At 32.4% G+C, this 12,645-nt stretch carries 17 protein-coding genes, 2 tRNA genes and 1 other RNA gene; 19 read left to right on the top strand and 1 reads right to left on the bottom strand.

The annotated features are described in order from the left end of the window. The first annotated feature begins 2 nt into the window (after positions 1-2). The 18 genes from CHB72_RS21080 to CHB72_RS26810 all read left to right on the top strand — a co-directional run bounded on the left by CHB72_RS21080 (position 3) and on the right by CHB72_RS26810 (position 10,488). Positions 3-1,001 carry an ABC transporter permease gene (locus CHB72_RS21080; protein ID WP_089284857.1) on the top strand — a complete coding sequence of 333 codons (999 nt, stop codon included), beginning with the start codon at positions 3-5 and terminating at the stop codon, positions 999-1,001. Positions 1,002-1,531: 530 nt separating this feature from the next. Beyond that, positions 1,532-1,608: transfer RNA gene (locus tag CHB72_RS21075), tRNA-Arg, on the top strand. Between the two features lie 420 nt (positions 1,609-2,028). Then, positions 2,029-2,490 (top strand): tRNA adenosine(34) deaminase TadA, encoded by a 462-nt coding sequence (gene tadA, locus CHB72_RS21070; RefSeq protein ID WP_242975222.1) that lies wholly within the window; start codon positions 2,029-2,031, stop codon positions 2,488-2,490. A gap of 12 nt (positions 2,491-2,502) precedes the next feature. After that, positions 2,503-2,591: transfer RNA gene (locus CHB72_RS21065), tRNA-Ser, on the top strand. Between the two features lie 20 nt (positions 2,592-2,611). Continuing rightward, an RNA gene (gene ffs, locus CHB72_RS21060) (signal recognition particle sRNA large type) lies at positions 2,612-2,876 on the top strand. A gap of 329 nt (positions 2,877-3,205) precedes the next feature. After that, entirely contained in the window at positions 3,206-3,808 is a 603-nt protein-coding gene (gene yedF / locus CHB72_RS21055) for a sulfurtransferase-like selenium metabolism protein YedF (protein ID WP_089284855.1), read from the top strand. Positions 3,809-3,821: 13 nt separating this feature from the next. Continuing rightward, entirely contained in the window at positions 3,822-4,088 is a 267-nt protein-coding gene (locus CHB72_RS21050) for a DUF3343 domain-containing protein (RefSeq protein WP_242975221.1), read from the top strand. Between the two features lie 11 nt (positions 4,089-4,099). After that, on the top strand, positions 4,100-4,972 hold the full coding sequence (locus CHB72_RS21045; protein WP_089284854.1) for a mechanosensitive ion channel family protein: 873 nt from the start codon (positions 4,100-4,102) through the stop codon (positions 4,970-4,972). A gap of 25 nt (positions 4,973-4,997) precedes the next feature. Further along, positions 4,998-5,189 (top strand): DUF951 domain-containing protein, encoded by a 192-nt coding sequence (locus CHB72_RS21040; RefSeq protein ID WP_089284853.1) that lies wholly within the window; start codon positions 4,998-5,000, stop codon positions 5,187-5,189. A 121-nt stretch (positions 5,190-5,310) separates the two neighbouring features. Next, positions 5,311-6,492: an aminotransferase-like domain-containing protein gene (locus tag CHB72_RS21035; protein ID WP_089284852.1), complete on the top strand. Its 1,182-nt coding sequence runs from the start codon at positions 5,311-5,313 to the stop codon at positions 6,490-6,492. 56 nt (positions 6,493-6,548) lie between these two features. Next, positions 6,549-6,743, top strand: a complete 195-nt coding sequence (locus tag CHB72_RS21030) for a hypothetical protein (RefSeq protein ID WP_089284851.1) — start codon at positions 6,549-6,551, stop codon at positions 6,741-6,743. 35 nt (positions 6,744-6,778) lie between these two features. After that, entirely contained in the window at positions 6,779-7,063 is a 285-nt protein-coding gene (gene rpsF, locus CHB72_RS21025) for a 30S ribosomal protein S6 (RefSeq protein WP_089284850.1), read from the top strand. 24 nt (positions 7,064-7,087) lie between these two features. After that, positions 7,088-7,513 carry a single-stranded DNA-binding protein gene (locus tag CHB72_RS21020; protein WP_089284849.1) on the top strand — a complete coding sequence of 142 codons (426 nt, stop codon included), beginning with the start codon at positions 7,088-7,090 and terminating at the stop codon, positions 7,511-7,513. Between the two features lie 18 nt (positions 7,514-7,531). Next, a complete protein-coding gene (rpsR, locus tag CHB72_RS21015) occupies positions 7,532-7,765 on the top strand; it encodes a 30S ribosomal protein S18 (RefSeq protein WP_089284848.1) in 234 nt (77 codons plus the stop codon). 419 nt (positions 7,766-8,184) lie between these two features. After that, positions 8,185-8,601, top strand: a complete 417-nt coding sequence (locus tag CHB72_RS21010) for a hypothetical protein (RefSeq protein WP_089284847.1) — start codon at positions 8,185-8,187, stop codon at positions 8,599-8,601. A gap of 214 nt (positions 8,602-8,815) precedes the next feature. Beyond that, entirely contained in the window at positions 8,816-9,415 is a 600-nt protein-coding gene (locus tag CHB72_RS21005) for a 50S ribosomal protein L25 (protein WP_089284846.1), read from the top strand. Positions 9,416-9,597: 182 nt separating this feature from the next. Then, positions 9,598-10,209 (top strand): 50S ribosomal protein L25, encoded by a 612-nt coding sequence (locus tag CHB72_RS21000; RefSeq protein ID WP_089284845.1) that lies wholly within the window; start codon positions 9,598-9,600, stop codon positions 10,207-10,209. A gap of 102 nt (positions 10,210-10,311) precedes the next feature. Beyond that, positions 10,312-10,488 carry a hypothetical protein gene (locus CHB72_RS26810; RefSeq protein WP_176431520.1) on the top strand — a complete coding sequence of 59 codons (177 nt, stop codon included), beginning with the start codon at positions 10,312-10,314 and terminating at the stop codon, positions 10,486-10,488. A gap of 65 nt (positions 10,489-10,553) precedes the next feature. Here CHB72_RS26810 and CHB72_RS20995 read toward each other — a convergent pair whose 3' ends face one another. Next, on the bottom strand, positions 10,554-11,201 hold the full coding sequence (locus CHB72_RS20995; RefSeq protein ID WP_089284844.1) for a GNAT family N-acetyltransferase: 648 nt from the start codon (positions 11,199-11,201) through the stop codon (positions 10,554-10,556). A 620-nt stretch (positions 11,202-11,821) separates the two neighbouring features. On the opposite strand from CHB72_RS20995, the gene CHB72_RS20990 reads away from it, so the two are divergent. Then, positions 11,822-12,136: a hypothetical protein gene (locus CHB72_RS20990; protein WP_089284843.1), complete on the top strand. Its 315-nt coding sequence runs from the start codon at positions 11,822-11,824 to the stop codon at positions 12,134-12,136. Positions 12,137-12,645: the final 509 nt, after the last annotated feature.

Below are 12,645 nucleotides of genomic sequence, written 5' to 3'. Positions count from 1 at the left end.
GATTGAGAAGGATTTTAAAGTTTATGGCCAAAGACTTTACACTAGCATTTCGTGATCAGATTATGCTTTATATGCTGATAATGCCACTGTTATTGTCATTTATTTTTAGTCTGTTCATCTCATCTCTTCAAAACACTCAGGTCTCTTTCGTCATTGATTCTAGTGTGGAAGAAACTGTGGTACAGGGATTACAGCAATATGGAAAAGTCATTGTTCTTGAATCTAATCAAGCTGTAAAAGAGAGGGTTTTGGGGATTGATGATGTTGTTGGAATTACGAAGGTAGCTGACAAATATAATATAATACTAGAAGGAAATGAACTAGAATCCTTACGTGAATTGGCTGGGATGACCTTAGATCAGGTGATTTCTGGTCAATACTTTGGTGACTATCAGGTAGAAAGTCTGGGGAAGGAGGAATCCCAATTCAAGAATGTCATTGTTATTGTGATGATCCTTATGGGTATTTTAATGGGCGGATTGTTGAGTGCTTTTAATATAATCGATGAGAAAGAGAGTCGATCGATTCATGCCCTAGGGGTTACTCCTCTTAGTTTTGGAGAAATGCTACTGGCACGGGGATTAATGGCATTGATCATCGGCGTGATGCTAGGTGTTGGTAATGCATTGATCATGGTAGGTACGCAGGTCAATTATTTATTACTAATTATTGGAGTGCTTTTTTCTGTAACTTTATCACTTTTAATCGGATTTGGCATTGGTAGCTTTGCTAACAGCCAGATAGAAGGAATAGCATTACTTAAGGTAGTATTTCTTGTTTTTATGGGTGTACCGATTGCTGCATTATTTATACCCGCTAAATGGATTTGGGTACTATATCCATTCCCCAATTATTGGGCTTTTGAGGCGTTTAATGCAATTATGGTACGGCCGTTGGAAATTGGAAATTTTTGGTTTAGCAATGGGATATTGCTTGCCATCAGTGTTGTCTTGATCTTGCTTTTGACACCAATTATGAAGAAACATTTATTTACACATTAAGGGGGTGGGTTGAATATGCCATGGTGGGGTTGGTTAATCATAGTGATAGGTATTATTGCTTTGCCATTTAAGATAAAAATCTGGAAGAAGATGCTTCAGAAGAAGGATGACTAACAGCAATTAAACGATGAGTATTTTGTTGAATCCATATGCGGTATATAGTAGTGAAACAGTCCAATTAACTACTGTATATCGCATATGGGTTTTTATACAATTACTTTTTTGGGGTAATCATAGGTTTCAGACTATAAGTTGAAGGTAATCTTTATTTATGATTTTTTAACTAAAACTGACACAGTGTTAATGTATAAAAAAGGATTTTGTGTCTAAATACTTCGAAAAACGGTCTTTCTGCTGTTAAAGAAGGAAAAAATTAACAACAACTAAAATTAAGTATGTAGAAATTTCTTCTGTAGTAACTTCTAACCATTGATTTTTTAAAGAATTTGTGGTAAACTATCATTTGGACAAAAATGTTGACCAACTTGGGTAGCATCTGGTGAACATTCTATAAATATTAAACCTTATATGTTTCCGTAGCTCAGAAGGATAGAGCAACCGCCTCCTAAGCGGTAGGCCGTGGGTTCGACTCCCGCCGGGAACACCATTTTAGTAATAATAAAGTCTTGCAGATATAGTTTGCAGGGCTTTGTTTTTTTATGTTTATTTTCTTATAAAAAAGCCGATAAGGAGTTAAATCAACAGGTAATTAAAGATTTTTAGGGGTTTTAAAGGATAAAAAGGAATAATCTAAAAAGACATTGGATTCAATTATATATATTAAAGAGGGTATAGTATATAACGCTCATAGCGAGACATAATAATATAAGGCAAAAATGGAATACTTTAATAGTAGATAAAATACAGTGAACTGTAGACAAAGCTTACACAATAGGCTATAATAGTACAGTAGATTTATGCCTTGCTTTTTAGTTTTTTATGATTTTAGGGTAGCGATGTTAACCAACTTAAAATTAATAATATAGAATTTTTAATAGGTACACCAATGTGTTGGAGGCAAAGATTAGTGGATCTTTATTATATGAAAATGGCTCTAGAAGAGGCTAAAAAAGCCTATGATAAAGGGGAAGTCCCTATCGGTGCTGTTGTGGTGAGAAAAGGTGAGGTTATTGCTAAAGGTCATAACTTGAGAGAAAGTTTGAAGGATGCGACAGCCCATGCAGAAATAATTACCATTCAAAAAGCCTGTAAAAATGCGGATGGGTGGAGATTGACAGAGAGTACCCTTTATGTTACAATAGAACCCTGTCCAATGTGCGCAGGTGCTATTTTGCAGAGTAGAATTGACAGAGTAGTGATTGGTGCTATGGATCCTAAAGCAGGAGCGTGTGGATCAGTAGCAAATATTATTAGTAATAAAGACTTCAATCATCAAGCAGAAGTTGTGACAGGTGTGATGGAGGAAGAATGCTCCAATATTATGAAGAAGTTTTTTAAAGCATTAAGAGATAGCAAACAAAAACAGTAATAATAAAACTATGGAGAGGTGTCCGAGTTGGCTAAGGGGCACGCCTGGAAAGCGTGTAAGGCCGCAAGGCCCCGCGGGTTCGAGTCCCGCTCTCTCCGCCATTAACAAGTTTATAAGTTTGCTGTGCTAGATGGGGAGGTAGCGGTGTCCTGTAACCTGCAATCCGCTATAGCAGGGTTGAATTCCTCTCAGAGGCATATTCATTGTAGGGCTGGCTTAAGTAAGTGGCAATGAGAGTTGGGTCCTACGCAACGGAAAGTTACGAACCCCGCCAGGTCCGGAAGGAAGCAACGGTAAGTGATCCCTTTCGTGTGCCGCAGGGCAGCCTAATTTGAGTTAACTGCTTGGGTAACGCCTATGATGGTATGTCGAAGAGAGGTGCACAGCTTAAATATTTAAATAAATAAAAACATGAGAGGAAATCTCGTGTTTTTTTGTTATAATCAATAGGAAATTACAAACTTTATTTATTTGTGAAAAAGTTATAATTTACCTTGTTGATTTCAATAAAACCATCCTATAAATTTTTTAAAAGAAGACTTTACTTTAATTATGTTTTTCTATAACTTGGTTAAGAAGAATAGAAATTTTCTATAGCAGGTTGGTTACAATAGATTGAAGATAGACATTCCTATTGATATACTTAAAGCAAGAAAGAGGAAAATGAGGTTCTAGGATGTAGAGTATAATACAAAAATACTTTGGAGGAATGAAAATGTATAAAGAAGTTGATGCAAGAGGTTTGAATTGTCCATTACCAGTGATTCATACAAAAAAGGCGTTGGAAGCTATAGATAAAGGGAAAGTAACCACCATTGTTGATAATGAAATTGCTAAAGAAAATGTATCAAAATTAGCAAAAAGCTTAGATTTTAAAGTGGATATTCAAGAAAATCAGGGAAACTATTATATAGATATATTTAAAGATCATGGAATCAATGAAATGCCAACGATGGATATACAATGTGACAGCAGCCCTAAAAAGGATTTAGTAATATTAATTTCTAAAGACCGATTAGGAGAGGGATCTGAAGAACTAGGAAAGGTTTTAATGAAGGGATATATTTATACATTAACAGAGGTAATGCCTTTTCCAAAAACTATTTTATTCTTAAACGGTGGTGTAAACTTAGTAGTAGAAGGTTCTGAGGTTATAGAGCATTTGAGAACCTTAGAGGCCAATGGGGTAGAAATTTTATCCTGTGGCACTTGCTTAGATTATTTTAAAGTAAAAGGCAAGTTGATGGTGGGAGGTGTCAGTAATATGTACACCATTGTAGAAAAGCTGAACAATGCAAAAAACACAATTAAACTTTAAGGTGGATTAGAAAATGAGGATGCAGGAAATGTATGTAATTGTATTTGAATCAACTCATTATGCAATAGCAGCAGAAAAAGTACTAAAGGAAAAAAAATATCAATTTGACACAATCCCAACACCTAGAGAGATTACCGCTAGCTGTGGATTGTCTATCAAGTTTAATGAGAACTTGTTGGGGTATATAAAAAAAGATATTGAAGAAAGTAATATAAAAATAAAAGGAATATATGAAATAAAAAAGACTGATAATGAGAAAACAGTAAAACAAATTAATTAAGGAGAGCTTAAATGTTTATTTTTATTAATACGATACAAATATCTATTAAAGAAACAATAGATTTTTTAAAAAATCCAGAACAATTAACAACTATCATTGGAGTAATTTTTAAAATTATTATTATTTTACTTATTGCGAAGATCAGTATAAAAGTAATTGAATCTATTGTTAACAAATTTTTTCACACCCAAAGAAATTCAAATTTCAAAGTAGATGTTGCGCGCATGGAGACCATGAAGGGATTAATCAAGAGTATTGTAAAATATTTGATTTATTTTATAGCTTTTACCTCTATTATTAAATCTTTTGGAGTAGAGGTGGGTGCTTTAATTGCTACAGCAGGTATTGGAGGTTTGGCTTTTGGGTTTGGTGCACAAAATCTAGTAAGGGATGTAATAACCGGCTTTTTTATCCTCTTTGAAGAACAGTTCTCTGTAGGAAATTATGTGGAAATAGATGGTCTTGGCGGTATTATTGAGGAAATGGCCTTAAGGGTTACAAAAATAAGAGATTTCAATGGAGATCTCCACATTCTTCCTAATGGAGAGATAAAAAAAGTAACTAATAAGAGTACAGGTAAAATGAGGGCATGGGTCAATATGTCCATCGCTTATGAAGAAGATATAGATCACGCTATGAGAGTATTAAGTGAAGTTAGTGAAAAATTAAAGGAAGAAAATCCTTCTATATTAGAAGGACCTACAGTACTAGGGGTAACAGACTTAAGAGATTCAGAGGTCGTTATTTCTATTATTGCTAAAACCGTGCCTATGGAACAATGGGCAACAGAAAGAATTATGAGAAAGGCTTTTAAACAAGCGTTTGATGAACATGGAATTGAGATTCCATATCCAAGAAGAGTTGTTATAAATAAAACTTCTTAATAGTAAAAAGGTAGGTGTTAGGATTATGCCATTAGATTTAAAGGTTGGAGACAAAGTAGAACTAAAAAAACAACACCCCTGTGGTAGTAAAGATTTTGAGATTATGAGGACAGGAGCAGATTTTAGAGTGAAATGTTTAGGGTGTGAAAAACAATTATGGATAGATAGACCTAATCTAGAAAGAAGAGTGAAAAAGGTAACTAACAAAGAAGATTAAAAAAATTAAAGCCTTTACAAAAAAATAACAAGAAACATCTCTTTTGCCTCCAAAAATGGTATAATAGTTTAAGAATCAGCAAGGAATCTACTGAACAAACAACATTTGGAGGTGTTTTTTTATGGCTATAAAATATGCAAAACGTATGGACAATCTTAAGGCTTCTGAAATAAGAGAGTTATTAAAGTTAACTGAAAAACCAGAAATCATTTCCTTTGCAGGAGGACTCCCTGCTCCTGAATTATTTCCTATTGAAGAAATGAAAAAAGTTGTAGAAGCGGTTTTGGACGAGAATGGTATGCAGGCATTGCAATATAGTGCCACTGAAGGCTTTACTCCACTGAGGGAAAAAATAGCTAAAAGAATGGAAAACATAGGAATAAAAGCCTCTGCAGATGATATTTTGATTACAAGTGGATCTCAGCAAGGTTTAGATTTTACTGGAAAAATCTTTTTAAATGATGGAGATATCGTGGTCTGTGAAAGTCCAAGTTACTTAGGTGCTATTAATGCTTTTAAGGGATATTTACCAGAGTTTGTAGAAGTTACTACAGATGATGAAGGAATGGATATGGAGGAGCTTGAAAGCATTCTATCCACAAAAGAAAACGTTAAATTTATTTACGTAATTCCAGATTTTCAAAACCCCACAGGAAAAACGTGGTCAGTAGAGCGTCGTAAAAAGTTAGTGGAGTTAGCAAACAAATATGATATACCAGTAATAGAAGACAACCCCTATGGGGAATTAAGGTTTGAAGGAGAACGACCACCAGCGGTTAAATCCTTTGATACAGAGGATAGAGTGGTGTTTTTAGGAACCTTTTCAAAAACCTTCTGTCCAGGATTAAGAATAGGCTGGACTTTAGCTGGTCAAGAGCTGCTACAAAAATACATCTTCGTAAAGCAGGGCTCAGATCTTCAAACTAACACAATGGCCCAAAGAGAAATTAATAAATTTTTAGATTTATATGATCTAGATGAACATGTTGAAAAGATCAAAGATGTTTATAGAAAACGTAGGGATGTTATGCTAGAGGCAATGAAAGAATATTTTCCTCAAAAACTAAAATATACTTATCCAGAGGGTGGATTATTTACTTGGGTTGAGCTTCCGGAGGAATTAGATGCTAAAAAAGTATTAGAAAAAGCTATAGAACTAAATGTTGCCTTTGTACCAGGAGGTTCATTTTTCCCTAATGGAGGGAAGGAAAACACCTTCCGATTAAACTATTCAAATATGCCAGAGGATAAAATAAAAATAGGTATAGAAAGAATAGGAAAAGTATTAAAGGAAATGATTTAAAAAAAATCGCGAGTGGTGTAAACACCACTCGCTTTTATTGTAAGGGGGAGATTGGGATGAATAAAATGTTGTATTGTGGGGGCTATCTAGTAATAGGATTGCCCATAGCATTAAAATATATACAACAATTAAAAAATTTTTTTCAGCCCTTATTGAATAGAATTTCCAATAGAGAGAAAAAATATTTGCAAAATGTTAACCATAATGATATAATATTGAGACGTGAGAAAATCATTTCTCTGCTCTGTTAAAACAGAGCCGCTTAAGTCCAGAGGGAGGTGAAAATATGAATAAATATGAATTGCTTTGTGTGTTTGAACCAAACACAGAAGAAGAAAAAAGAAATCAGCTATTAGACAAGTTCAAAGGAATTATCGAAGCCGATGGGGAAGTTGAAAATGTTGATGAATGGGGATTAAGAAAGTTAGCCTATGAAATTGACAAAATAAAAGAAGGATACTATGTGTTAATGAACTTTACTACAAATCCAGATACCCCAAAAGAAATAAATAGAAATCTTAAAATTGCTGATGAAGTAATTCGTCATATGATCATTAAAATTGAAGAATAATTAAAAATATAGGTGGTGTATTTTATGAATACTGTTGTTATGATTGGACGACTTGCAAGAGACCCTGAATTACGTTTTACTGCAAGCGGAAAAGCTGTAGCCACCTTTAGTATTGCAGTGAATAGACCTTTTTCCAAAACAAATGAGGCAGACTTTTTCAATGTTGTAGTATGGGGAAAAACTGCTGAAAACTGTGCGAACTACTTAGCTAAAGGGAGATTAGTAGGAATTGAAGGAAGGCTACAATCTAGGTCCTATGAAACTCAAAATGGTGACAAAAGATATGTTACAGAAATTGTAGCAAATCAAGTAGAATTTTTGGAATGGGGAAATAAAGAAAATAAAAGTAACAATAATGTACCAAATAGAACAGATGACTTTGGAAGTTCAGATATAGATTTAGATGATTTTCAAGCTATAGATGAAGAAGAAGATGGTGTTCCATTCTAAAAAGAAGGAGGGAGTAGAATGGTAAATAACAGAAGAAAGCGAAAAGCTAAGAAAAAAGTTTGTGCTTTTTGTGCGGATAAAAATAGCCGTATCAATTACAAAGAGATACAAAAACTTAAAAAGTATATTACTGAAAGAGGCAAAATATTGCCTAGAAGAATTTCAGGAAACTGCTCAATTCATCAAAAAGATGTAACAATTGCCATTAAAAGAGCTAGACATATGGCATTACTACCATATACAGTAGATTAATCATATAATAAAGATAAAGGAAGAAGTAGAAAAAACTACTTCTTTTTTTTATTGCCATAAAATGAGACTTAATTCAGAGGGAGTTTTTACTCCCACTGAATTGTAGCCGAATTTACTTCGAGGATGTAGTGCTTGATCTCCCGCTTTAAGTAGACAACCGAAAGTTTGGTTTCTAACTTTCGTGTTGGTCACTTAGTTTGTTTATCTATAAGCAGATAACCAAAATCTTTGATTTTGTGTTAGTCGCTTAGTTTGTTTATCTAGAAGAAGCGGGAGTCTTAGCAATACACCGAAAGATAAAACGACCTTCTCCACATAAAATTGCTCATAATATATTTTTAAATAGTATAATATATATATCCTATAGAGATTGGAATAATACAGTAAAATTTTAAAGAAGATACAAAGGAGATGAGATTATGAGTTATGTGATAGCAGGGGACCAGTTTGTTAATAGCGAAGATGTTTTAAAAGATATCATGAATGCCTTTGATTTTAAAGAAGTAAAGGATATAACGAAAGCCTCAAAACGAGATGATGCTTTGGTATATCAAATTATACAAGAAGCAGTAGCTTTGAAAGAACAGATGGAGCTAGAATCAATAGGAGAAACCTTAACAAAGGAGGAAGTCATAAATGAATTAATGGCTACAGCAGACGAAAATATCGTTTTTATTGAAGATGTTATTCCAGAAAGTTTTATATCCTATGGATATTCTTATTGTTATGATGAGGATGCAGAAGAAATAAAATCTGTTTTTGTTGCTATAGATGAAGCTGTTGGAGAAAAGAAGCTAAAGGATGTGGTTAATAGAGTATTAAATTCTATTGATTAAGTATACTGTTATATAAAAAGCCTTCATTATCAATATTGATGGAGGCTTTTGAATTTATAGAAAAATTATATTTATAAGAATATATCTATAGAAAATAAACATAAAATTTAAAACATTAAAAAAATATACTATAAATGTTTGAAATTTTCCAAATTTTTTGTTTTAATATTAATAAGACCAAAAATATAACTACTTTGAAAGGGGAGAATATATTATGGCTACGCCAATGCTAAAGGCTGAAAAAAGAGAAGCTACCGGAAAAAATAAAGTTTCAAAGGAAAGAAGAAATGGAACAGTTCCAGCAGTAGTATACGCTAGGGGAAAGGATACACAATCCATATATTTAAATGCAAAAGAAATGGAAAAAATCATATCTCAATATGGAATGAGTACAAAGATAGGTTTAGATCTCAATGGGGAAAAAACCTATACCATTATAAAAGAAGTTCAAAGAAACACATTAAAAAGCAATTTGTTACATATAGATTTACAAACCTTAAATGAAAATGAAAAAATTAAAATGACGATGCCGATTTACATTATGAATAAAGAGAAAGTAGAATCTAGTAGCGAAATATTACAAGTACAGTTAGGGGAAGTAGAAATTCAAACCTATCCTAAATATCTACCAGATAAAGTTGAAGTAAATGCGATCAAGTTGAAAGAGCAAGATAACTTAACCTTAGCAGATTTAAATATTGCAGGAAATAAAAATATAGAAATTTTGGATGATGTCAACAGCGTGGTTGCAACGATTGTTTATGCATCTAAGGGAGAAGAGACAGAAGAAACGGTAGATCTGTTACAACTATAATTAGTTTGTTCACCTAAAGCGGTGGACTTAGCAATACACCGAAGGAGAAAGATAGTCTTTTAAAAAAGTAAATGTATATATGATTAAAAGTGATTCAATTTATTGAATCACTTTTAATTTTGTATAAAACAGAAACATTTGGAAATAATGGATTTTAAGAAGATAAAAAGGAGGGCTTAGCATTGGTAAGTTCTATTGAAAGTAATATTCGCAATGATATAGGGAGTAATGCCAATCATCGCTTAAGGGATACAGGGTATATACCAGCAGTAATTTACGGAAAAAACATGAATACATTACCTATAGAAGTACACAAAAGAGAGTTAGAGAGTCTTGTAAGGCATGGAGGAGAGAAGAGCTTAATAGATGTAAGTATAGGAGGAGAAAGCTATACAGCTTATATAAAGGAAATACAATGGAATCCTGTAACAAGACAAATTATGCATTTAGATTTACAGCAGGTAAATGCGGATGAAAGAATTCATGTTTCTATACCTGTGGTTCTTAAGGGAAGAGGATTTGTAGAGAAAGGTGGTATTGTAGTACAACAGCAATTAAAGGAAGTGGAAATTGAATGTACTGCTGGCAACATTCCTAAGAAAATAGAATATGATATTACTCATTTTAGACCAGGAGATATATTAAAGGTAGCTGATATGGAATTTGGAGAAGAAATAAGTATACTAGATGAATTACAATCAGTAGTAGCGTCGATAGCAACAGTTGAAAAAGTTATAGATGATGAAGGAGAAGTTCCAGTAGAAAAAAAGATAGAGCCTAATGATAGACACTAATATAAAAGGCACAAAAAAACAATAGAAAAAAAAGAAGGATTTTTATAAAAAAAATCGAAAATTAACTTAATAAATTAAACATCATTAGGAGAAGTGGTTAATTTGAGTAGAAGTAAAATAATTAATTTAAATGAATATATAGAAAAAAAGAAAAAAGTTAAAACAGAAAATCAACGTTCCTACAAAAACAAGACAAGATTTACAGAAGAGGAAGAGCGATTAAAAACATTGAATTTGTTCATGAGGGTTTTAGCCACAATGGAGAAAGAATCCTATTAATATTACTAAAAAATAAAATTCTTCTTAAATTCCACAAGTTTAAGAAGAATTTTATTATTTTTAAACTATATGGATTTATGATAAATTAAATCAGTAAACATTTCTCCCATATAAGCCTCATAACGTACACCCGCTAAGGTGTAAACTTGTTTTTTTCTAAAGGATAAGGATGCAAAATTAGGTACTGGACTGATAATTGTTTCAGCAAATATATTGTGGATACCCTTTGGTAAAATATCTGCTATTAACCTTTTATAAAGTTGACTTCCAATACCATGACCAGTTAAAGGAGCATATATAGCAGTTTTGTCTATTACTATAAAATTCTCTGTTTTTGTCTTATCAAAACTAGGATGCCAATGAACTTCCTGTAACCAATCTCGGTTATATTTAAGCCATTGTTCTTTTGTATAGGCCATTAAAAAACCGACTACTTTATTGTTAAAGCTTTCCGCCACATAAAAATGATCTAACTCTAATACTTTTTCCAGTAGCATTTTTTGATAATATTTTGGATCAGAAGAATAATCATCTACCAAAAACCCTTGATTAGAATCTTTTTTGTTTGTGCCAACTGTACAGGCAATATAGTAGATGTCTTGAACATCTTTTGGTATAGCTTTTCTTACTTTCAAGTGATTTTTATACCCCTTGCTATCAATTAGTATCGGATCTTTTTCTACAATATTCACCCCAATGTTCAAATTTTCCATATTAGAACCCTCCTTTAACATTATTGAATTTTAGTATAATTTAAGAAAAAGCGTTACTTGAAAATATATTAAGAAATAAGCCCACAGCTTATAATCATAATATTTTAGTAAAGTTTCTAATAAATCATATCTGTTATCTTTCTATCTCTGAAATATAAAAATAATAAATGAAAAGAAACCAAAGAAACTATATAACAAAGGGTTATTATAGTGAGCTATTCCTTTACGACTAATTAAGATAAAAAATAAAGTTCAAACCATCTTTTGTTCAAATGAATAAAATTGGATAGATAAAATCAGTGATTGTAAAGAGTTGGTTCCTAGAGGTGGAAGCAACCGAGAATAAAAACTGCATAATTATAAATAAGCGTGAATAATTATGCAACCTTAAATACTTATTGAATGGAAGAGATAATATCTTTACATATATTATATTAAAAAAATGTTTAAAAGTCAATAAAGCATTAAAAAAACAGAAAATTTAATCAATTATATTTATAAAAACAGCTTGTTTTCAACCTTTACAGCTCTTGATGTTTTATACAAACTTTTTCGCAATAAAAGTCAATCTAATCCCTAAGGTCTATCTTTTTTAAGAAAAAATCTTAAATTAGGTGTTAATGAATAAAGTTATAAAAAATGGTGATTCTATTTATATATTTAGCATGATACAACTTGGGTTTGTATTAGCAACTTATGAAAAGCAAAAACGGAAAGGATTTGATACTATGTACGGGGATTTTGATTCTCCAATTGTTAGAAACTTTAAGGATTTATATGATGAAGGATATAGATGTATATTATATGAGGTGGATAAAAAAGATAATCAATTTACAGTTCATTTAAAAAACTTCCAAAGTGAAGATACAAGAGTTTTTAAATGCAATCCTGACGAGGGAGCTGTACTGCAGAATTATATAGATCGATTATCTTAAGGTAAAGGAATTAACCCCTTATATAGTATTAGCGCACAGAAATTAAATACATAATTTACCATATAAAACCCTGTTGACAGAGAAGAAAGAACCTGGTATAGTAGTAAAAGTCGCCATAAGCAAGGGGTGGCGGGTAAGAAACAAAAAAACTTTAAAAAAAGAGTTGACAAGCAAAAGAGATTCTGATAAAGTAGTACGAGTCGCCGCTAGTAGGGGCGGCAGGATAGAAGAACAAAAGAAACAGTAAAACCTATATCCTATAAAGAGAAGCTGGTAAAACAGCAGAGAAGAAAACGACGAAAAAAAGTGTTGACATAATACGATGGATATGATATAGTAATAAAGTCGCTGAAAAGCGGCGGATGATAAAAAGGTCTTTGAAAATTAAACAGTATAGATATTAAGCCAGCAAAGAAAAGCATCTATTCAATAAGAATAGAACCCAGAAATTTTTTATTAAGAGTTTGATCCTGGCTCAGGATGAACGCTGGCGGCGTGCCTAACACATG

Source organism: Anaerovirgula multivorans (genome assembly GCF_900188145.1).
Lineage (GTDB): Bacteria > Bacillota > Clostridia > Peptostreptococcales > Natronincolaceae > Anaerovirgula > Anaerovirgula multivorans.
This window is presented reverse-complemented; position numbering and strand designations above follow the sequence as displayed.

Bases quoted from the DNA above. Each gene is read 5' to 3' on its own strand.
- CHB72_RS20990 (WP_089284843.1), top strand. From the start codon at position 11,822: ATGAATAAAGTTATAAAAAATGGTGATTCTATTTATATATTTAGCATG.
- CHB72_RS21010 (WP_089284847.1), top strand. From the start codon at position 8,185: ATGAGTTATGTGATAGCAGGGGACCAGTTTGTTAATAGCGAAGATGTT.
- CHB72_RS21045 (WP_089284854.1), top strand. From the start codon at position 4,100: ATGTTTATTTTTATTAATACGATACAAATATCTATTAAAGAAACAATA.
- yedF (WP_089284855.1), top strand. From the start codon at position 3,206: ATGTATAAAGAAGTTGATGCAAGAGGTTTGAATTGTCCATTACCAGTG.
- rpsR (WP_089284848.1), top strand. From the start codon at position 7,532: ATGGTAAATAACAGAAGAAAGCGAAAAGCTAAGAAAAAAGTTTGTGCT.
- CHB72_RS21050 (WP_242975221.1), top strand. From the start codon at position 3,822: ATGAGGATGCAGGAAATGTATGTAATTGTATTTGAATCAACTCATTAT.
- CHB72_RS21035 (WP_089284852.1), top strand. From the start codon at position 5,311: ATGGCTATAAAATATGCAAAACGTATGGACAATCTTAAGGCTTCTGAA.
- CHB72_RS20995 (WP_089284844.1), bottom strand. From the start codon at position 11,201: ATGGAAAATTTGAACATTGGGGTGAATATTGTAGAAAAAGATCCGATA.
- CHB72_RS21040 (WP_089284853.1), top strand. From the start codon at position 4,998: ATGCCATTAGATTTAAAGGTTGGAGACAAAGTAGAACTAAAAAAACAA.
- CHB72_RS21005 (WP_089284846.1), top strand. From the start codon at position 8,816: ATGGCTACGCCAATGCTAAAGGCTGAAAAAAGAGAAGCTACCGGAAAA.
- rpsF (WP_089284850.1), top strand. From the start codon at position 6,779: ATGAATAAATATGAATTGCTTTGTGTGTTTGAACCAAACACAGAAGAA.
- CHB72_RS21020 (WP_089284849.1), top strand. From the start codon at position 7,088: ATGAATACTGTTGTTATGATTGGACGACTTGCAAGAGACCCTGAATTA.
- CHB72_RS21030 (WP_089284851.1), top strand. From the start codon at position 6,549: ATGAATAAAATGTTGTATTGTGGGGGCTATCTAGTAATAGGATTGCCC.